Source organism: Rhodococcus sp. NPDC060086, assembly GCF_042730275.1.
GTDB lineage: Bacteria > Actinomycetota > Actinomycetes > Mycobacteriales > Mycobacteriaceae > Rhodococcus.
Map to the genome: position 1 here is coordinate 1 of NZ_JBHWWZ010000053.1, position 17,761 is coordinate 17,761.

At 65.2% G+C, this 17,761-nt stretch carries 20 protein-coding genes, 1 tRNA gene and 1 riboswitch; of the genes, 4 read left to right on the top strand and 17 right to left on the bottom strand.

The features are described from left to right. Positions 1-32: 32 nt before the first annotated feature. From gcvP to ACFWB0_RS21770, 11 genes are all read right to left on the bottom strand, one after another. The gene (gene gcvP / locus ACFWB0_RS21720) at positions 33-2,906 is read right to left on the bottom strand and encodes an aminomethyl-transferring glycine dehydrogenase (RefSeq protein ID WP_378492471.1); all 2,874 of its coding nucleotides are present in this window, start codon (positions 2,904-2,906) and stop codon (positions 33-35) included. A gap of 167 nt (positions 2,907-3,073) precedes the next feature. Next, a riboswitch (glycine riboswitch) is annotated at positions 3,074-3,171 on the bottom strand. A 67-nt stretch (positions 3,172-3,238) separates the two neighbouring features. After that, positions 3,239-3,865, bottom strand: a complete 627-nt coding sequence (locus ACFWB0_RS21725; protein WP_378492472.1) for a MerR family transcriptional regulator — start codon at positions 3,863-3,865, stop codon at positions 3,239-3,241. A gap of 252 nt (positions 3,866-4,117) precedes the next feature. Next, positions 4,118-4,591 (bottom strand): bifunctional nuclease family protein, encoded by a 474-nt coding sequence (locus ACFWB0_RS21730; RefSeq protein ID WP_378492473.1) that lies wholly within the window; start codon positions 4,589-4,591, stop codon positions 4,118-4,120. 145 nt (positions 4,592-4,736) lie between these two features. After that, entirely contained in the window at positions 4,737-5,474 is a 738-nt protein-coding gene (locus ACFWB0_RS21735; RefSeq protein ID WP_378492474.1) for a MerR family transcriptional regulator, read from the bottom strand. Beyond that, on the bottom strand, positions 5,474-5,938 hold the full coding sequence (garA, locus tag ACFWB0_RS21740; protein ID WP_169690162.1) for a glycogen accumulation regulator GarA: 465 nt from the start codon (positions 5,936-5,938) through the stop codon (positions 5,474-5,476). The genes ACFWB0_RS21735 and garA overlap by 1 nt, the downstream gene beginning before the upstream one ends. Positions 5,939-6,090: 152 nt before the next feature. Next, positions 6,091-6,495 (bottom strand): glycine cleavage system protein GcvH, encoded by a 405-nt coding sequence (gene gcvH, locus ACFWB0_RS21745; RefSeq protein WP_378492475.1) that lies wholly within the window; start codon positions 6,493-6,495, stop codon positions 6,091-6,093. A 43-nt stretch (positions 6,496-6,538) separates the two neighbouring features. Further along, the gene (locus tag ACFWB0_RS21750; protein ID WP_378492476.1) at positions 6,539-7,303 is read right to left on the bottom strand and encodes a DUF881 domain-containing protein; all 765 of its coding nucleotides are present in this window, start codon (positions 7,301-7,303) and stop codon (positions 6,539-6,541) included. A gap of 3 nt (positions 7,304-7,306) precedes the next feature. Beyond that, a complete protein-coding gene (locus tag ACFWB0_RS21755; RefSeq protein ID WP_054713560.1) occupies positions 7,307-7,666 on the bottom strand; it encodes a small basic family protein in 360 nt (119 codons plus the stop codon). Then, positions 7,663-8,529, bottom strand: a complete 867-nt coding sequence (locus ACFWB0_RS21760) for a DUF881 domain-containing protein (RefSeq protein WP_378492477.1) — start codon at positions 8,527-8,529, stop codon at positions 7,663-7,665. The genes ACFWB0_RS21755 and ACFWB0_RS21760 overlap by 4 nt, the downstream gene beginning before the upstream one ends. Beyond that, positions 8,526-9,146 carry a CDP-alcohol phosphatidyltransferase family protein gene (locus ACFWB0_RS21765; protein ID WP_378492478.1) on the bottom strand — a complete coding sequence of 207 codons (621 nt, stop codon included), beginning with the start codon at positions 9,144-9,146 and terminating at the stop codon, positions 8,526-8,528. The genes ACFWB0_RS21760 and ACFWB0_RS21765 overlap by 4 nt, the downstream gene beginning before the upstream one ends. A 74-nt stretch (positions 9,147-9,220) precedes the next feature. Continuing rightward, complete coding sequence (locus ACFWB0_RS21770) at positions 9,221-9,838, bottom strand: NUDIX hydrolase (RefSeq protein WP_378492479.1); 618 nt, start codon at positions 9,836-9,838, stop codon at positions 9,221-9,223. Between the two features lie 151 nt (positions 9,839-9,989). Here ACFWB0_RS21770 and ACFWB0_RS21775 point away from each other — a divergent pair, with 151 nt between their 5' ends. Beyond that, positions 9,990-11,024: a phosphotransferase family protein gene (locus tag ACFWB0_RS21775; RefSeq protein ID WP_378492480.1), complete on the top strand. Its 1,035-nt coding sequence runs from the start codon at positions 9,990-9,992 to the stop codon at positions 11,022-11,024. A gap of 9 nt (positions 11,025-11,033) precedes the next feature. Next, positions 11,034-11,429 carry an MmcQ/YjbR family DNA-binding protein gene (locus tag ACFWB0_RS21780; protein WP_378492481.1) on the top strand — a complete coding sequence of 132 codons (396 nt, stop codon included), beginning with the start codon at positions 11,034-11,036 and terminating at the stop codon, positions 11,427-11,429. Between the two features lie 37 nt (positions 11,430-11,466). Here ACFWB0_RS21780 and ACFWB0_RS21785 read toward each other — a convergent pair whose 3' ends face one another. Both ACFWB0_RS21785 and ACFWB0_RS21790 read right to left on the bottom strand, forming a co-directional pair. Next, positions 11,467-11,883, bottom strand: a complete 417-nt coding sequence (locus tag ACFWB0_RS21785) for a VOC family protein (protein ID WP_378492482.1) — start codon at positions 11,881-11,883, stop codon at positions 11,467-11,469. A 120-nt stretch (positions 11,884-12,003) separates the two neighbouring features. After that, positions 12,004-12,654, bottom strand: a complete 651-nt coding sequence (locus ACFWB0_RS21790) for an NAD(P)-dependent oxidoreductase (RefSeq protein ID WP_378492483.1) — start codon at positions 12,652-12,654, stop codon at positions 12,004-12,006. A gap of 62 nt (positions 12,655-12,716) precedes the next feature. Between ACFWB0_RS21790 and ACFWB0_RS21795 the strand changes: the two genes are divergently transcribed. After that, positions 12,717-13,793, top strand: coding sequence for an AraC family transcriptional regulator (locus tag ACFWB0_RS21795; RefSeq protein ID WP_378492484.1), 1,077 nt, complete (start codon positions 12,717-12,719; stop codon positions 13,791-13,793). Between the two features lie 38 nt (positions 13,794-13,831). Here the strand turns inward: ACFWB0_RS21795 and ACFWB0_RS21800 are convergent, their stop codons facing one another. Continuing rightward, a complete protein-coding gene (locus ACFWB0_RS21800) occupies positions 13,832-14,743 on the bottom strand; it encodes an NAD(P)-dependent oxidoreductase (protein WP_378492485.1) in 912 nt (303 codons plus the stop codon). 306 nt (positions 14,744-15,049) lie between these two features. Here ACFWB0_RS21800 and ACFWB0_RS21805 point away from each other — a divergent pair, with 306 nt between their 5' ends. Next, on the top strand, positions 15,050-15,412 hold the full coding sequence (locus tag ACFWB0_RS21805; RefSeq protein WP_378492486.1) for a winged helix-turn-helix transcriptional regulator: 363 nt from the start codon (positions 15,050-15,052) through the stop codon (positions 15,410-15,412). 71 nt (positions 15,413-15,483) lie between these two features. Here the strand turns inward: ACFWB0_RS21805 and ACFWB0_RS21810 are convergent. The 3 genes from ACFWB0_RS21810 to cmk all read right to left on the bottom strand — a co-directional run bounded on the left by ACFWB0_RS21810 (position 15,484) and on the right by cmk (position 17,737). Next, positions 15,484-15,557 (bottom strand) — tRNA-Pro (locus tag ACFWB0_RS21810). A 90-nt stretch (positions 15,558-15,647) separates the two neighbouring features. Next, positions 15,648-17,078 carry a ribosome biogenesis GTPase Der gene (der, locus tag ACFWB0_RS21815; protein ID WP_378492487.1) on the bottom strand — a complete coding sequence of 477 codons (1,431 nt, stop codon included), beginning with the start codon at positions 17,076-17,078 and terminating at the stop codon, positions 15,648-15,650. Next, positions 17,075-17,737 (bottom strand): (d)CMP kinase, encoded by a 663-nt coding sequence (gene cmk, locus ACFWB0_RS21820; RefSeq protein ID WP_378492502.1) that lies wholly within the window; start codon positions 17,735-17,737, stop codon positions 17,075-17,077. The genes der and cmk overlap by 4 nt, the downstream gene beginning before the upstream one ends. Between the last annotated feature and the right edge of the window lie 24 nt (positions 17,738-17,761).

The following is a 17,761-nucleotide window of genomic DNA, read 5'->3' on the forward strand; positions in this document are numbered from 1 at the left end:
CGGCGGCAAACAGCCCGCAGCCCCACACGTCCTCAGTTGCTGTACGCCTCCAGCGGAGGGCACGAGCACACCAAATTGCGGTCGCCGTGTGCCCCGTCGATTCGTCGTACCGAGGGCCACACCTTCGCGCGCCCCTTCCCCAGCGGGTACACCGCAATCTCACGCGAATACGGATGGGTCCACTCCCCGACCAGGCACTCCGCAGTGTGCGGTGCGCCTCTCAGCGGGTTGTCGCCGACCGCCCACTCCCCGGCCCCCACCCTGTCGATCTCTCTGCGGATCGAGATCATCGCATCGATGAACTCATCGATCTCGCTCAGATCCTCACTCTCGGTGGGTTCGACCATGAGCGTCCCAGCCACGGGGAAACTCATGGTCGGCGCATGGAATCCGTAGTCCGCGAGGCGCTTGGCCACATCGTCGACTGTCACACCGGTGTCCTTGGTCAACTGCCGCAGGTCGAGGATGCATTCGTGCGCAACCATCCCGTTCGCTCCCGTGTACAAGACCGGGAAGTACTCGTCGAGGCGTCGGGCGATGTAGTTCGCCGAAGCGATCGCCGTGAGCGACGCCTGACGCAGACCGCGTGCGCCCATGAGCTTGATGTACGCCCACGTGATCGGCAGGATCGACGCCGACCCGTACGGCGCAGCCGACACCGGCCCCACGCCACCGAGTTCAGGCGCGGCCGGATGCCCCGGAAGGAACGGCGTGAGGTGTGAACGCACACCGATCGGACCGACACCCGGACCGCCACCGCCGTGTGGAATACAGAAGGTCTTGTGCAGATTCAGGTGACTGACGTCGCCGCCGAATTTGCCAGGCCGGGCGAGCCCCACGAGTGCGTTGAGATTCGCACCGTCGATGTACACCTGTCCGCCGGCGTCGTGCACAGCACCGCAGATGTCTTCGATCTCGTGTTCGTACACGCCGTGGGTCGACGGGTAAGTGATCATGATCGCGGCGAGGCGCTCGGCATGGTCGGCGATCTTCGCCCGTAGGTCGTCGAGGTCGACATCACCATTCGGGCGGCATGCAACAACCTCTACGCGCATCCCGGCCATGACGGCCGACGCGGCGTTGGTGCCGTGCGCACTCGACGGAATCAGGCACGTGTCGCGGTGGTCGTCATCGCGGCTCAGATGGTAGTGCCGAATCGCAAGTAGACCTGCATATTCGCCCTGACTGCCTGCGTTCGGCTGCAGTGTGACGGCGTCGTACCCCGTGACCGCCGCGAGCCAGCGTTCGAGGTCCGAGATGAGTTCGCGGATCCCCTCGGTCTGATGCGCAGGCGCGAACGGATGCAGACCCGCGAACTCCGGCCACGTGATAGCTTCCATCTCCGCCGCGGCGTTGAGCTTCATGGTGCACGACCCCAGCGGAATCATCGTGCGGTCGAGAGCGAGGTCCTTGTCGGACAACCGTCGCAGGTACCGCATCATCGCGGTCTCCGTCCGGTACTTCGTGAACGCCTCATGCTGCAGAAAGTCGCTGGTTCGGCCGAGTTCTTCCGGGATGGACACCTCCGGGATGGACACGGGTAAATCGCCGGCCGCCCCGTCCCCGGTGATACCGAATGCGGACAGCACGGCGGCCACGTGCGCAGCCGTCGTCGCTTCGTCACACGAGATCGACACGTGGTCCGCATCGACGAAGTACAGGTTGACGGAGCGCTCGACCGCTGCGGCCACCACCTCGGCCGCGCGGCCCGGAACACGGACGAGAACGGTGTCGAAGAACTCGTCGTGAACGATCTCGACACCACCGCTGCGCAGCGAGGCCGCGATATGCGATGCGTGGGCACCCACTCGACGTGCAATCCCGGTCAGCCCCTCCGCACCGTGGTACGACGCGTACATCGCGGCGAGCACCGCCAGCAGCACCTGCGCGGTACAGATGTTGCTGGTCGCCTTCTCCCGACGAATGTGCTGTTCACGTGTCTGCAGCGCCAGCCGATATGCAGGAGCACCGTCCGCGTCGACCGAGACGCCCACGAGCCGGCCCGGAAGGTTCCGGGTGTGTGCACTGTTCACAGCCAGGTATCCGGCATGTGGACCGCCGAAGCCCATCGGGACACCGAAACGCTGAGTGGTGCCGAAGCAGGCGTCGGCGCCCTTCTCTCCGGGCGGAGCCATCAACGTCAATGCAAGGAGATCGGCGCCAACCCCGACCAACGCGCCACGCTCGTGCGCAGCGTCGATCAGCGGAGCGACGTCGAACACGCGGCCCGACGCGCCCGGCACCTGTAGAAGCACTCCGAAGAAGTCGCCCTCGGGCAGTCCGTCGTCGACGAGGTTGGTGGTGACGATCTCGATGCCGAGCGGCTCGGCGCGTGTTGCGAGCACCGCGGCGGTCTGAGTGAACAGGTCGGCGTCGATGACGAACCGGGGGCTTTTCGACTTACGATTCGCGCGGCGCAGCAACGTCATGGCCTCGGCCGCTGCGGTGGCCTCGTCGAGCATCGACGAGTTCGCGACCTCCATGCCGGTCAGGTCGGCGACCATCGTCTGGAAGTTGAGCAAGGCTTCGAGACGACCCTGGCTGATCTCCGGCTGATACGGCGTGTACGCCGTGTACCAGGCGGGATTCTCGATGATGTTGCGGAGCAACACCGGCGGCGTGAGTGTGTCGTAGTATCCGTGTCCGATCATGGACGTGGCCACGGTGTTGCGAGACGCCAGCGCTTTCAGACCGGCAAGCACCTCGTGTTCGCTGAGCGGTGCATCGAGGACATCCAACCCGTCGGCGACATCACCGTCACGGCTGTCGAGGATGCCGGCGGGTAGAGCCTTCGCGGCGAGATCCTCGAGCGAATCGACTCCGACGACGTCGAGGATCCGGCGCATTCCCGGCGCGTCGGGTCCGATGTGACGATCAGCGAAATTCCAAGTGACGGCATCTGTCATCGCAGCTCCCAGGCTGGTCGGCGAGGCTCACACCGTGCTCGGTCGGCACGGGTGCTTCCTCCCCCTCTGTCCTGAGCTCGCGAAGCGAGCGCCTGAGAGATTCGGTCCCGGTCGACGGACCTTTCCCCGTGGGCGGGTGGGTACTCCCACCGCTTTCCAGAGACGTCGTAGCTCACGCGGTCCTGGGTGCCTGAGAGATTGACGGGGAGGTGCTGCTCCTTCGGCGCCCGGACGTGTTGGTCCGGGACTCTCCCGCGAGACGGCGACGCACATCGATTCTAGAGCACGAATGCTGCGATCCGGGTCGGCCTTCCGGGAGCGTGACCTAGGCCCTATCCGATTCGACGATTGATGCGGTTTCGTCGGCGGGACGCCAGTTCGTCCTCTGGCCTCTCCTCGACGTCGTATCCGTCGGCACGCTCGGCCGGGAAGTCGGCGATACTGCCGGTCAGTTCCCGGACCGCGCCACTGACTGCGATGCCGAACACGCCTTGTCCGCCCTGCAGCAGATCGACGACCTCTTCCGGCGATGTGCATTCGTACACAGTGGTGCCATCGGAGAAGAGTGTGATCTTCGCGAGATCCCGTACGCCACGGCTGCGAAGATGATCGACGGCGACGCGGATGTTCTGCAGCGAGACACCGGTATCGAGGAGTCGCTTGACGATCTTCAGAACCAGAATGTCCTTGAACGAGTACAGGCGCTGGCTTCCGGAACCCGCCGCGCTCCTGATCGAGGGCACCACCAGGTTCGTTCGTGCCCAGTAGTCCAGTTGGCGGTAACTGATGCCGGCAATCTGACATGCGATCGGCACCCGATAGCCGACAAGCTCATCGGGCACCGAGTTGTCAGGAAACAGTCCCGGCTGGAAATCCTCGGAGGTGTCCGATACCGGTACCGACGCTACGCGGTCGCCGGTGTCGGCACCGAGTTGCTGTCCTTGCGGCCGATCTCGCACTTTGTGACTTCCTCTCGCGCGCCCCGTTGTCCCTCGCCACCACCGACCAGGCGGATCCCCACCGCATCCGATCCTGTGCATCCTCCGGTTCACCCGACTTGATTCCGTAACGGATCAACTCAGCGTACGCCCCGGTGATTGACGTCGGGCAGCAACACGCCGACACGGAAAGCAACGTTCGACATTACACCGGTTCGTTATCAGGCGTCGGCAAACAACTTCCACTCGATCAGCGGCGTTCCGAATGCCGTTTCAACCGTCGGTCGCCTTGAAGTCGTCGGGTGAGACCGATTCGAGAAATTCTTTGAACTTCTCGACCTCGTCCTCCTTCTCCTCGGGCATCGCGAGGCCCGCTTCCGCCAGCACCGATTCCTCTGCGAACACCGGTGCGCCGGTGCGCAGGGCGACCGCAACCGCGTCCGAGGGTCGGCACGAGACCCGCATTTCGCCGTCGAAGACGAGGTCGGCGTAGAAGGTGCCCTCCTGAAGATCCACGATCCGGACCTCGAGAAGGGCATGGCCGAAGGCGTCGAGAAGATTCTTGATCAAGTCGTGGGTGAGGGGCCGCGCCGGCTCTACGCCCTGTTGTTCGAGCGCGATCGCGGTCGCTTCCATCTGACCGATCCAGATCGGCAGGTATCGCTCACCATCCGCTTCACGCAACAGTAGGACCGGCTGGTTCTGCGGTTGCTCGACTCGGATTCCCACTATCCTCATCTCGCTCATTGCGGCGCCTCCGTCCCGCTGCCTGTCAGTCGACATGATCGCTGACACGTTCTGCCTGGATTCTAGTGTGCTCCCCCGTGTACGTCAGGTGCCCGATGCCGGAAGATGTCACCCCGCGTGCGGACGATGCCGCAGCAGGGTGATCTCAACGATCGAGTGAGCCCTGCACGGCGGCCTTGACGAGACACGTATGCAACGTCAGTGACAGTGCAGCCAATTCACGAACCATCTCTTCTGCGCGTTCCCGTGCCCCTGCATCGCGCCCCTTGGCGATCGGTCCCGCGATCTGAGCGACGAGGCCCGCCTCACGGTCTGCTGCCAACTTGAATGCGCGCAGGTGCCGGACTTCGAGGCCGAACTGGGACATCGCCTTCGCCGTCCGGGCCAACAGCACCGCGTCGTCGTCGAAGAATCCTGCAGCACCCGGCGTGAGAAGCCCTGCGCCCACCAGTTCTGTGAGGAACGTGGTATCGATACCCGCTCGTTCGCAGAGGTCGTCTCGGCCGACTCGTATCTGACGGTCGGTACGAAGGTCCTCCGGCGACACTTCGCCCCGTGCGACCGCGAGCTGACGCGGCCGCTTGGGGCGAGTCTCGACGGTCCCCACCGTTGCGGCGCCACGGTCGATCGCCTCGAGCTGTTCCTTGATCACCTTCAGCGGGAGGTACTGATCACGCTGCGCGGTGAGCACGTACCGGAGTCGTTCACAATCCGCGATGGAGAACCGCCGGTAGCCCGACGGCGTACGCTCCGGGCTGATCAGCCCTTCGGCTTCGAGAAATCGGATCTTCGAGATCGTCACGTCCGGGAATTCCGGGCGGAGCCGATCGAGCACGGACCCGATCGACATACCTGCCGGCGCCGGCTGGTGGGCAGCGGTCATCAGCTACCTGCGCCCTGAGTGCCCCGCGGGCCGGTCAGAAACACGAGGCGGAACTTGCCGATCTGTACCTCGTCCCCGTTCGCGAGCACCGCCGAGTCCACGGGCTCACGGTTGACATAGGTGCCGTTGAGGCTTCCGACGTCGACAACCTGGAACTCGCCGTCGTCCTGACGGAACTCCGCGTGGCGCCGGCTGACCGTGACATCGTCGAGAAAGATGTCGCTGTCGGGATGCCGCCCGGCGGATGTGGTGGGCTGGTCGAGCAGGAAGCGTGAACCCGCGTTGGGTCCACGCTTGACGACGAGCAGAGCCGCCCCGGCCGGAAGGCCTTCGACACCCGAGACCGGTGCTTCGGTCGTTGCAGCGGCGCCGGTGTTCTCCAATTCGTTCAGGAAGTCGGCACGAAACACCGAAGTGGTTTCCGCTGGGGTCTCTTCGTAGCCCGCGTTGCCGTTCTCGCTCACCGTTTCTCCTTATCCGTTCGATCATCCGAGTAATCCCGGCTGATCGTCATTCGTTCGCCACCACCACGATCGGACACGGCACACGCCATACCCGACCGTACCCTGCGCACGCCCCTGGTGCAGGTAGTCGCGGTTACGTCATCCAGGGGGTCTCAACCTTCTGTGATCGCTCTGTATCCGGCGGCGTCGAGGGTCGGTTCGAGGGCTGCGTCGAGCTCCGCTTCACTACCCGCCTCGACATCGATGAGCCACCCTTTCCCGTAGGGCGCGCTGTTGACCAGCTCCGGGTTCGCCTCGAGGTCCCCGTTCACTGCCGCAACCGTTGCAGTGAACGGCACATACACATCCGACACACTCTTCGTGGACTCGACCTCACCGAACGAATCACCCGCGGTGAGCGCGGATCCGGCGTCCGGCAACTGCACGAACACCACGTCGCCGAGCTGGGATTGAGCGTAATCGGTGATGCCGATCCGGGCGGTGGTCGCCCCCGTCCGCTCTACCCACTCGTGCTCCGCCGTGTATCGCAGATCAGCGGGTGTCTCGAACTCACTCACGGCAGTTCCTTTCGGAGGCGACGATTCGGCACGAACGTCTGGTTCAGTTTCCTGGCTGAGCGTATTGGCGTGGCTCGATTTCTCGCAAGGCGAGCACCTCGACCTGCGGCAATTGCTCCACGGTCAGTGTTCCACCGCGTCGAGCGACCGTGTCCACCACCCCGCCGGGGATGTTCAGTGCCGCCGCGAGGGTCGGACCGTCCCCGATCGCTGTAACCGTATAGGGCGCCGCGAGCTTTCGATCGTCGACCGTCAGATCGCCTCCCTGCCCTGTGACCCACGAGTCGACGCCGATACGCACCGAGGTTCCGTCGGCGCCGGTGATCTGCATGGTGTCTGCGCCGGCCGCCCGCAGTTCCTGGATCGTGTCGAGGACAACTTCCGATCCGATCCCTTCGAGCGGGTCGCTGATCGTCAGGACAACGCCCGGTCCGGTGGCCCGCACTGTACCGAGCTGAACCGACAGGTTCTGCAGACGAGCACGGGCCTCCGCCAGGGCGGCATCCGAACCGTTCTGCTCGAAACCTTCGAGGGTGCGTTCAAGGCCGGTGACCTCTTGCCGCAGCGCCGCCTCGCGTCGATTGAGGTTGTCGAGAAGCACCAGTAGGTCTGCGGGGCGGGCGGAATCGAGAGTGTCGCCCGTACCGGTGTTCTTCACCTGCGTGGCGATGGCCGTCCCGAGCAGAAGGACGAGCAGCACCGCGAGCAACGCGTACACACGGCGCTCGCGCCGCGGGCCGGTATCAGGCGGATGGACACCGGATTCGGGTGGCTCGGGCCGTTCGCGTTCGGCGGGATCGTCGGTCATCGCTCACGCCCCGAAGAGTCTGCGACGCAGGGCCGACGCGTTGCCGAAGATGCGGATGCCGAGGACCACGATGACCGCGGTGGAGAGCTGCGTGCCGACGCCGAGTTGGTCCCCGAGCCACACGATGAGTGCAGCGACGAGAACGTTGAAGACGAACGAGACGACGAAAACCTTCGCATCGAAGATGTCGTCGAGGTAGGCACGCAGACCGCCGAACACGGTGTCGAGGGCTGCGACGACCGCGATCGGTAAGTAGGGCTGCACCACGTCGGGCACCTGTGGGCTGAATACGATCCCGGCAGCAATGCCGATCGCGAGTGCCAGCACCGCATACAGCGCCTGACCGTGCCGAAGGTGCTTCACCGATTCCCCACTTCCCTAGCCGATTCGACAGTACGTACTGTGGCCGCCGGCAGTTCGAGCTCGTCGGACTCGGCGATCGTGAAACCTACCCCGTAGAGCTGCTTGATGCCCGAGAGCCTCAGGTATGCGTCACTCACCACGAAATCGGTCTGCATCCGAGACCGAGGTCCGACGGCGGAGACGACGTACGGCGAGAACACCGGCCGGTTGTCGACGAGCATCGCTCCCCCGGCCTGCCGGATGGTCACACCGGGGCCGATACGGACATCGCCGACCGATACAGCTTCGGCACCTCCCGCCCACAGCGCATTGACCACGGATTGCAGGTCTCGGTCGAGGACGGTCGCGGTAGTGCCGGTGTCGTCGCGCACCGACGAATCCGACAGGTTCGGTCGAGCGGACGGATCCGAGAGGGTGACAGTGATCCCGGGGCCGTCGACAGGTACAGCCGCGGCAGCGAGCTGCGCGGCGCGCAGCTCGTCGAGGGCTGCCGCACCCCGGGCATCGTGAGCGACCAGTTCGGCGCTGCGCAGCTCGACGGTGCCTGCCAGTTCATCGCGGCGGGTCACGAGGGTGGCGATACGTTCGTCACTGGTGCGCATCGAATCGAGGATCTCGGCGCGGGCTTGGTCGGCGCCCGGTTCACGATCCGCATTTTCGGCATACGCAACACCGAGAACGAGACCGGCGAGGACGCTGCCTATGACGAGCCAGACCCTGGTGCGTGTCGGGGATGACGCAGTGCGTCCGGCTGCCCGATCGTCCGCCGCAGCAGCATAGCCGGGGTCGAGGTGGTCCTCGAGCAGTGATTTGAGCAGCGACGGAACCGGGTTTCGGGGGATCTGTTCCCAGCGGCGACTCACTCGGTGCGCTGCCCCTCGCGCGAGGGCACGACACGGGCGATCCATCCGGCCTGAACTAGGTAGAGCAGCCCGGTCCATACGTAGAGCGCCGAGCCCCAGATCAGCGCGGCCCAACCGAGTGGATGCGCGACAGCGGACGTTGCGGGCGCAGCCAGATCGAGCAGGAGCAGCGGAAGCGCGCACATGAGGAGGAACGTCGCGCCCTTACCCAAGTAGAGAACATCGGGTGGGGGCATCCCGCGGCGCCGGTACACGGCGAGGGTCGGGGCGAGAACGAGTTCACGTCCGATCAGGATCGCGGCCATCCACCAGGGGATGACGTCCCGCGCCACGAAAGCAATGAGAGTGGTGACGATGTAGAGACGGTCGACCATGGGGTCGAGCAGCGCGCCGAGTCGGGAAGTCTGGTCGAGCAGTCGGGCGAGCTTGCCGTCGGCCCAGTCCGTGAAGCCACTGAGGAAGAGGATGACAAGCGCCCACCCGTCGGCGTGGACGACAAGGATCAGATAGAGGAAAAGCGGGATTCCGAGCAACCGGACGAAGCTGAGGAGGTTCGGGATGGTGAGGATGCGGTCGGCACCGGGAGTGGTGTCGTCCGGCGTCGTCACGTCACCCATCGTGCCCCCTTCGTGTCTGCCCGGTCGCGCCGGTCAAGCTTTCCATATCCGCCGCGGGCAACCTCACGTGGTGGTCAACGCCATGCGAACACAGGTTGTTCGAGACCGTCGACTCGCGTGTGCCGACTGTGGAGGGCAACCTCACGGAACTGATAGACCACTGCGGCGGTGGGTGCGTGGATGAGGTGACCACGGAACGGCCACTGGATCACGGGCTTGTCGGATTCCGGAATGTCGACGAATCGGGGTTCACTGTCCAACTCGGCTTCGGTAACGGAGAACAGGACATCGACCTCGTCCGGGCTCGGTTTCAGGTCCGCGATCGCGGCGTCGGACCACACCACGAACGGTGACATCACATATCCGGATCGGGTGATGTAGTCGTCGAGGCGCCCGACGATGGCGTCCGGCGCGGCATCGAGTCCGAGTTCTTCGTGCAGTTCCCGCAATGCCGCCACTTCTGGGGTCTCCCCCGGGTCGAGACGTCCGCCTGGGAGCGCGAACTGGCCTGGGTGTGCGCGCAGCTTCGTCGGTCGTCTCGTCAAGGGCATGACGGGATTGCCGGTCCCGTCGTCGAGTACGGCTATGACGACAGCGGCGTGACGGCGCCCCTCGAGCGGAATCCGACGCGAGTCGAAGCCTGCAAGGGAGTCCTGGAGTGCAGCGTGCGTCAGTGCGCTCGTTGTGGGCATGGCTCGAGATTATCCCACCCGAATTCGGAGTATTCAAGTATTCCGTCCTGTCCGAAATCGGGTGATCCGAATTGGAGACAGGGATATCCGGTCCGACTACGCTCCCCTCAGGTGTGACTTCGCCGTCCCTCATCGAGCCAGGAAGGCACCCGTGACCACCGATCCCCCAGGGCCGGACCCCGCCGGCCTGAACACTGCACTCCTCCACACTTTCCTGGAGTCCGCTGCACCCGACCTCTTCGACGGGCCGCTGACCGCCCGCTTGATCAGCGGTGGGCGATCGAACCTGACGTACGGGGTGAGCGACGGCAGGCGGGAGCTGGTCCTGCGTCGGCCACCACTCGGACACGTGCTGAAGACCGCGCATGACATGACGCGCGAACACCGCGTGATCACCGCGCTGGCGGGAACCGATGTGCCGGTACCGCGCACCTACCTTCTGTGCGACGACACCGAGATCATCGGAGCACCGTTCTACATCATGGATCTGGTCGAGGGCACACCGTTCCGTACCGCAAAGGAGCTCGCACCCCTCGGCGCGATTCGGGTGCGGGCGATCTCCGAGCGGATGGTCGACACCCTGGCAACACTGCACGCAGTGGATCCGGCGGCCGTGGGCCTGGGAGATTTCGGCCGCGCCGAGGGGTTTCTCGAACGTCAGGTTCGGCGGTGGCAGACGCAACTCGATGCGTCTCGGAGTCGCGCGCTCGCCGGCGCCGAGGAGCTTCACCGGCTACTCGTCGAGCATCTGCCCGCGTCGAGCGGGTCGACGATCGTGCACGGCGACTACCGCCTCGACAACGTACTCATCGACGAGCGCGATCACGTTGCGGCGGTGCTGGACTGGGAGATGGCAACCCTCGGTGATCCGCTCACCGACGTCGCGTTGCTCATGGTCTACCAGCAGCTTGCGCGCATGGACGGGCCCGTTCCGGTGTCGACGGTGTCGCGCGCCCCCGGTTTTCTCGACGACGACGCACTACTGTCCCGTTATGCCGACGCGAACGGACGTGACCTGTCGGGCATGGCCTTCCACCTGGGGCTGGCATATTTCAAGCTCGCGGTGATCCTCGAGGGGATCCATTTCCGGTTCCTGCAGGGGCAGACCGTGGGCGAGGGTTTCAGCGCGTTCGGCGACGCCGTGGAACCCCTCCTCCACGAGGGGATCTCGGCACTGCAGCGGTAAGATTCCGCCATGTCACATCCGATCATGTTCGACGACACGGATCCGTTGCTGGCACGGCTGCGCACCCTCGTGCTGGCATATCCCGGCGCTCAGGAGAAGATCTCGCACGGCCGGCCGTTCTTCTTCACGAAGACGTCGTTCGCGGTCTACGGCGGCGCCGAGAAGGACACGCGCACGCCGTTCCCTCGCTCGTTGATCGTCAAGCCCGACGCCGACGAACGCCACTCCCTGCTTTGTGAATCCCACACGTATCTGCCTATGTACCTGGGTCCGGCGGGGTGGGTCGGCTACGACCTCGACCGCGACGAGCTGGACTGGGACGAAGTCGCCGAATTGGTCGACATGTCCTTTCGTGAGACGGCTCCCGTCACCCTGGTACGCGAACTGGACGCGCGCCTCGGTTGAGTCGCGCGTCCAGCGTCGTGTGCGGGTGCCGGCTCGATCAGCCGGGACTACCGCTGATGTTGACCATCCACTGCACACCGAACTTGTCGATGCACATTCCGAAGCTGTCGCCCCAGGGCGCCTTCTCGAGCGGCATCGCGATAGTGCCGCCCTCGACGAGTGCGTCCCAGTAGCCGCGGAGTTCGGATTCGTCGTCGCCGCTGAGGGAGATCGAGAAGTTGGTTCCCGGGGTGTTGTCCATTCCCGGGGGCGTGTCCGAGGCCATGAGCACGAAACCGCTGTCGGTCGTGAGCATTGCGTGCATGATCTTGCTGTCCACGGCGGCGTCGCCGGTGGGTTGCCCCTCACCGAAGGTACTGATGTCCAGTTCTCCGCCGAAGACGGATCGGTAGAACGCCATCGCGTCGCGCGCAGTGTCGCGGAAACTGATGTACGGGTTGAGTCGAGAGGTCACGGTCTGCTCCTGATCTGTGGGGATGGAGGAATCTCAGCTACACGGATGGACCCTGTGCGTCGCCGTTTCTCATCGTGGTCCGATCACGCTCGATCGAGGAGACTTTCGGCCGGTTCCGGTTCACGACACCGACATTGTTCGCCTCACGTACTCCTCGTGGTCCACAGCGGAAGCGAGCGCCCGGCCGACCTTGCTGCGAGCGACGTGCCAGCCCGCGAGTTCCCCGGCGACCGAGGTGAACGGTGCTCCGTCGTCGGCAGCGTCGGTGAGATTGACCGGTTGCACGAGTGTCCAATCGAGAGTGCTCTCGTGAACGACACCGTCCTGGATCACGGTGTCGGCGATCTGAGGCCCGAGAAGAAGCGAGAACATGAGCTTGTACCGGAGTGGCAGTCTGCCGTCGGTGGCGCCCACGCCGTAGGTGGTCTGGACGACGAGGCGCCGCACGCCGTGACGTCGCATCGCGTCGATAGCGTTACGGGTCCCGGTCGAGCGCACATCGATCGACGTGTGGGCGGGGCCGCGCAGCCGCACGCGTACAGGGTTCTCGGTGATTCCGAGGGTGACGATGACGGCGTCGTGACCGCGGACGGCCCGATCCACGTCGTCCGGCCGGGTGGCATCGCCGATCACGGCGCTGGGCCCGTCACCGAAGGTGCGCTGGGCGGCGGGAGTACGCACCATGACGGTGACCTCATGGCCGCGGTCGAGGAGTGCGGTGACGGCAGCGCGGCCGGAGCCGCCTGTTGCACCGATGACGAGCACTTTCATGACACTCTCCTGAAGTTGTCCGGATGATGTGTCCACCGTATGAAGCGCCCTCAGGACGTTCTATGACCATTGGTCCGCACTACATGCTCTTTCGTCCACTGGCGCTGGACGATGAGGCATGCAGCAGCGAGGGTGGACACATGACGGTCGAGAGCGTGAGGGGCACCGAGGACGTGCTCTACCCGTGGACCCCGATCGATCCGCTCGCGGAAGCTCTGCACCTGCTGCGGATGCGCGGGGGCTTCTACTGCCGGTCGGAGTTGAGTGCGCCGTGGGGATTGGAGATGCCCCCGATCGCCGACAGTGTGAGCTTCCACCTGGTCGTCTCGGGCGAGATGTGGCTCGAGGTGCCCGATTCGGCACCTCAACGGCTCCTGCCCGGGGATTTCGTCGTCGTTCCGCACGGTGCGGGACACGTGATGCGCAGCGCCCCGAGTGCACCGAACGCTGGGCGTGTCGATCTACTCCCCCAGACCATGATCGGCGATCACTATTCGGTTCTGCGCCACGGCGGGGGCGGTGAACGCTCCACCCTGGTGTGCGGTGTCGTCGAGTTCGATCATCCGACCGCGCGTCGCCTGGTGGCGCTGCTGCCACCCGTCCTGCGGATGGACGCGGCGGGGTCGGCAATACGCAGGACGACGACGCAGGTGTTGTCGTTGATGGCCGAGGAAGCCCAGCACGCGCAACCGGGCGGGGAAGCGGTGCTCACACGATTGGCGGACATTCTTGTGATCCTGGCCATCCGGAGTTGGATCGATTCCGCGCCTGCTGCGCAGAACGGATGGGTGGGCGCCCTTCAGGATCCACAGGTCGGCCGTGCACTCGCCGCAGTGCACCGCGCCCCCGAGCGTCCATGGACAGTCGAGTCCCTGGCGAGGGAAGCGGCGATGTCGCGGTCGGCGTTCGCGGCGCGGTTCACCGATCTGGTCGGCGAACCGGCGATGCGATACGTCGGTCGGTGGCGGATGGAATCGGCGACCGTCGCGTTGATGGACGGTGCGACGGTCGCCGAACTCGCGTCGAGGTCGGGCTACGAGTCCGAGGCCGCCTTCTCGAAGGCGTTCAAGAGGATCACGGGCGCATCGCCGGGGTCGGTTCGCCACCGCACCGACGGCACATTCCCCACTCGTCGGTAACGCGTGGGGATCCGCGTCAGGACAGTGGCTTGTGCACTCTATGGGCCGGTGGGTACGCCGACATGCTCTCGACGTTCGGCCTTGATCACCTCGAACAGACTTGTCCAGTTGTCTCTGCCGTGTCCGGCGGCGGTGGCTGCGTCGTACAGGTCCTTGACGGCGTCCGGCAATCCACGCCCAACCCCGGACTCGACGCTGGCCGCGACGATGTGCCCAGCGGTGGCACCCATCATCGTCACAGTGCTCAGCTCACCCGGATGAGTGCCCGCGGCGAGATCGGCGGCCAGCTCTGTGCTCGACCCGATCATCGCCGGGATCAGCTGCACGTGTTCGTACAGGTCTGCCAGAGCAGTCCCGACCGGGCCGCCGACCGACTGAACGAGTGCCGCTGCATGCAGCACGCTTGCGAGCGTGGTCAGGAAGACATCGAGAGTCGCCAGATAGAAGACCTGGGCCAGCCGTACGTCGCCGCCGAGGAATCGGGGCGACCCGAGGCGCTGCAAGACGGGTTCCCAGCGCCGGAAGACGTCCGGATCCCCGCTGTAATAGACATAGGCCGCATCGGTACCGAGCATGGGTGCGGGCACCATGACCCCGCCCGCGACGAAGTCGCCGCCGCGACCGGCCACCCAGTCGGCCGCCGACGCGGTGCGCTCGGGGGTGTCCGAGCTGAGGTTGACGATGGTACGGCCGGTCAGATCCTCGATCGGGTCGAGAATGTCGTACATCGCTTGATAGTCGGTCAAACTGAGGATGATCAGCTCCGACGCCGAAACGGCTCCGGCCGGATCGGACGCTCGGTCCGCTCCTTCTTCGACCAGAGCATCGGCGCGCGCCGACGTCCGGTTCCAGACCGTGACGGGATGGCCGGCCGCGAGCAGTGTGCGGGTCATCGCCTGTCCCATAGGCCCGAGGCCGATGACGGTGAGCGCAGTGGTGGTCACAGACATGAGAATGTTCCTTCAGTCGGTGGGATGGGCGATGGAGTCGAAGATGCGCGCGAAGCCGTCGGTTTGATCAGTGTGCGGTTTCGCAACCGATCGACGACCGGGTCCGGAGTGTCGCGAACCGAGGCGTGGTCGAGCGTGCTGACGGTGACAGAGGTGCTCATGACCGGACGTGTCCTCACGAAAGTGAAATGTTGACGATTGTCGGTGCCGATCGACAGTGATCATGCTGCCCACCTGCTGTGCGTGTAGCAAGTACCCACTAAATTGTTCGATACCCACCAATTGGTAAGTGTCAAGGAGCGTGCGATGCCTCGATCGCCCAGAACCGGCCCCTACATCTGCGGAATCGATGCCGCGATGGATGTGGTCTCCGGCAAATGGAAGTCGCTGATTCTGTGGGAACTCGATCACTCCACCCGCAGGTTCGGCGAACTCCGGCGCGCACTACCGGGAGTCAGCGAGAAGATGTTGGTCCAGCACCTGCGGGAAATGGAAGAGGATGGTCTCGTTCACCGCGAGATCTACCGCGAGGTGCCGCCCCGGGTCGAGTACTCACTCACCGAACACGGCCGCACCTTGAATGCCGCACTCGGCCCGCTTGGTGCATGGGGTCAACAGCGGATCGAGCGAACCGGAGCAGCGCGGGTCTCCATGGAAACTTCGGACTGAACCGATACCGCGGAGTTGCCGAGACAAACGAAAAATCCCCGGTGAGATCAGATCTCACCGGGGATTTTCGGTCGGGCTGACAGGATTTGAACCTGCGACCACTTGACCCCCAGTCAAGTGCGCTACCAAGCTGCGCCACAGCCCGTCCGCGCTCTCGTCGAGCGCTCGTTGAGATTACAACAGGTACGGACTGAAACGCGAATCGGCTGGTCAGCGCCGTTTCGGGGGTTCGTGGCTACTTGCGGCGGTCGCGCTTCTCACGCACCCGCACGGAGATCCGAACGGGGCTGCCGTCGAAGTTGAATTCCTCACGCAGCTTCCGCTCGAGGAAGCGGCGGTAACCGGCCTCGAGGAAGCCGGTGGTGAACAACACGAACGTCGGCGGACGGGTCGCAGCCTGGGTTGCGAACATCACACGGGGCAGACGCCCACCTCGCATCGGTGGCGGTGTCGCGGCCACCACTTCCTTGAGCCAGTTGTTGAGCCTGCCCGTGGAGATGCGCTTGTCCCACGAGTCGAGTGCCGTGTCCATGGCGGGCACGAGCTTCTGCACTGCGCGGCCGGTCTTGGCGGAAATGTTAACCCGTGCGGCCCACGGGATCCGCATGAGATCGCGTTCGATCTCGCGCCCGAGTTCGTGGCGTCGGTCCTCGTCGACGAGGTCCCACTTGTTGAACGCGATCACCAATGCCCGACCCGATTCGACGATCATGGTGATCACCCGCTGGTCCTGCTCGGTGATCGGCTGCGACGCGTCGATGAGCAGAACCGCGACCTCCGCGGCGTCGATGGCAGCCCGGGTGCGCAGCGAGGCGTAGAACTCGGCCCCCGACGCGTGTGTGACGCGCTTGCGGAGACCGGCGGTGTCGACGAACCGCCAGGGCTTACCGGCGAGTTCGACCAGGGAGTCGACCGGATCGACAGTGGTACCCGCGACATCGTGCACCACCGAGCGTTCGTCGCCCGACAACTTGTTGATCAGACTCGACTTGCCGACATTCGGCTTACCGACAAGAGCAACACGGCGCGGTCCTCCCCCACCGGTGCCCTCACGCGGCGTGGGCGGCATCTTCTCGAGCAGATCGTCGAGCAGATCGCCGGTGCCACGACCATGCGTCGCGGACACCGAATACGGCTGGCCGAGCCCCATCGACCACAATGCGGCCGCCTCGGCCTCGACGCGGTCGTCGTCGACCTTGTTGGCGACGAGCAGCACCGGTGTCTTCGACCGGCGCAGCACCTTGGCGACGGCCTCGTCGACGGAGGTCGCGCCGACGGTGGCGTCGACCACGACGAGGATCGCGTCGGCGGTGCGCATGGCGATTTCGGCCTGGCGCGCCACCGACTGCTGCATGCCCTTGGCGTCGGGTTCCCAGCCGCCGGTGTCCTGGACCATGAAACGTCGGCCGTTCCAGTTGGCCTCGTACGACACCCGGTCGCGGGTGACCCCGGGGACGTCCTCGACGACAGCTTCACGTCGTCCGATGATGCGGTTGACGAGGGTTGATTTTCCGACATTGGGGCGGCCGACCACCGCCACGGTCGGAACGGGGACGAACTCTTCGAGATCGACTCCGCTCTCGAGGTCGAGGTCCCAATCCGATTCCTCTGACCAGGTGCCGTCGAAGCCTTCGTTGGTGTATTCCGTTGTGACGTCGTCGCTCACAGCGCCGCTCCCGTCTGCTCGGTGACCACAGCGGTCAGCGCCGCGGTCACCTCATCGATGTTCATGTCGCTGGTGTCCACGACGACAGCGTCGTCTGCGGCGCGCAGAGGCGACACTGCGCGCGTGGAATCGAGATGGTCGCGACGCCGCACCGACGCGAGCACCGCGTCATAGTTGTCGCCGCGACCTTCCACGATGTTCTGCGCATTGCGTCGCTGTGCGCGTGCTTCCGCCGATGCGGTGAGGAAGATCTTCACATCCGCTTCGGGGAACACCGCGGTGCCGATGTCGCGTCCCTCGACGACGACGCGGTGAGCCGCGAGGCCGAGGCGCTGCTGCGCCGCGACCAGCAGTTCCCGCACCTCGGGGACGGCGGAGACAGCAGAGACCGCCGCGGTCACCTCCGCGCCGCGGATCTCCTCACGCACGTCCTGCCCGCCGAGTCGGATGTCCTCGACCTCGGGGTCGGTACCGATGGACCAGGGCAGGTCGGCGACGGTCACGGCAATCGCGTCGGCGTCGGCCGGGTCGGTGCCGCGGCGCAGAACGTGCAGCGTCGCGATTCGGTACATGGCACCGGTGTCGAGGTAGGCCGCACCGAGATGCCGTGCGAGCCGCTTGGACACGCTGGACTTGCCCGTGCCCGACGGTCCGTCCATCGCGATGATCAATGGGCCTTCCGG

Coding starts and splice junctions, on each gene's coding strand:
- gcvP (WP_378492471.1), bottom strand. CDS start 2,906: ATGACAGATGCCGTCACTTGGAATTTCGCTGATCGTCACATCGGACCC.
- ACFWB0_RS21730 (WP_378492473.1), bottom strand. CDS start 4,591: ATGAGCGAGATGAGGATAGTGGGAATCCGAGTCGAGCAACCGCAGAAC.
- ACFWB0_RS21735 (WP_378492474.1), bottom strand. CDS start 5,474: ATGACCGCTGCCCACCAGCCGGCGCCGGCAGGTATGTCGATCGGGTCC.
- ACFWB0_RS21750 (WP_378492476.1), bottom strand. CDS start 7,303: ATGACCGACGATCCCGCCGAACGCGAACGGCCCGAGCCACCCGAATCC.
- ACFWB0_RS21765 (WP_378492478.1), bottom strand. CDS start 9,146: ATGGGTGACGTGACGACGCCGGACGACACCACTCCCGGTGCCGACCGC.
- ACFWB0_RS21770 (WP_378492479.1), bottom strand. CDS start 9,838: ATGCCCACAACGAGCGCACTGACGCACGCTGCACTCCAGGACTCCCTT.
- ACFWB0_RS21780 (WP_378492481.1), top strand. CDS start 11,034: ATGTCACATCCGATCATGTTCGACGACACGGATCCGTTGCTGGCACGG.
- ACFWB0_RS21790 (WP_378492483.1), bottom strand. CDS start 12,654: ATGAAAGTGCTCGTCATCGGTGCAACAGGCGGCTCCGGCCGCGCTGCC.
- ACFWB0_RS21795 (WP_378492484.1), top strand. CDS start 12,717: ATGACCATTGGTCCGCACTACATGCTCTTTCGTCCACTGGCGCTGGAC.
- ACFWB0_RS21800 (WP_378492485.1), bottom strand. CDS start 14,743: ATGTCTGTGACCACCACTGCGCTCACCGTCATCGGCCTCGGGCCTATG.
- ACFWB0_RS21805 (WP_378492486.1), top strand. CDS start 15,050: ATGCCTCGATCGCCCAGAACCGGCCCCTACATCTGCGGAATCGATGCC.
- cmk (WP_378492502.1), bottom strand. CDS start 17,737: ATGGACGGACCGTCGGGCACGGGCAAGTCCAGCGTGTCCAAGCGGCTC.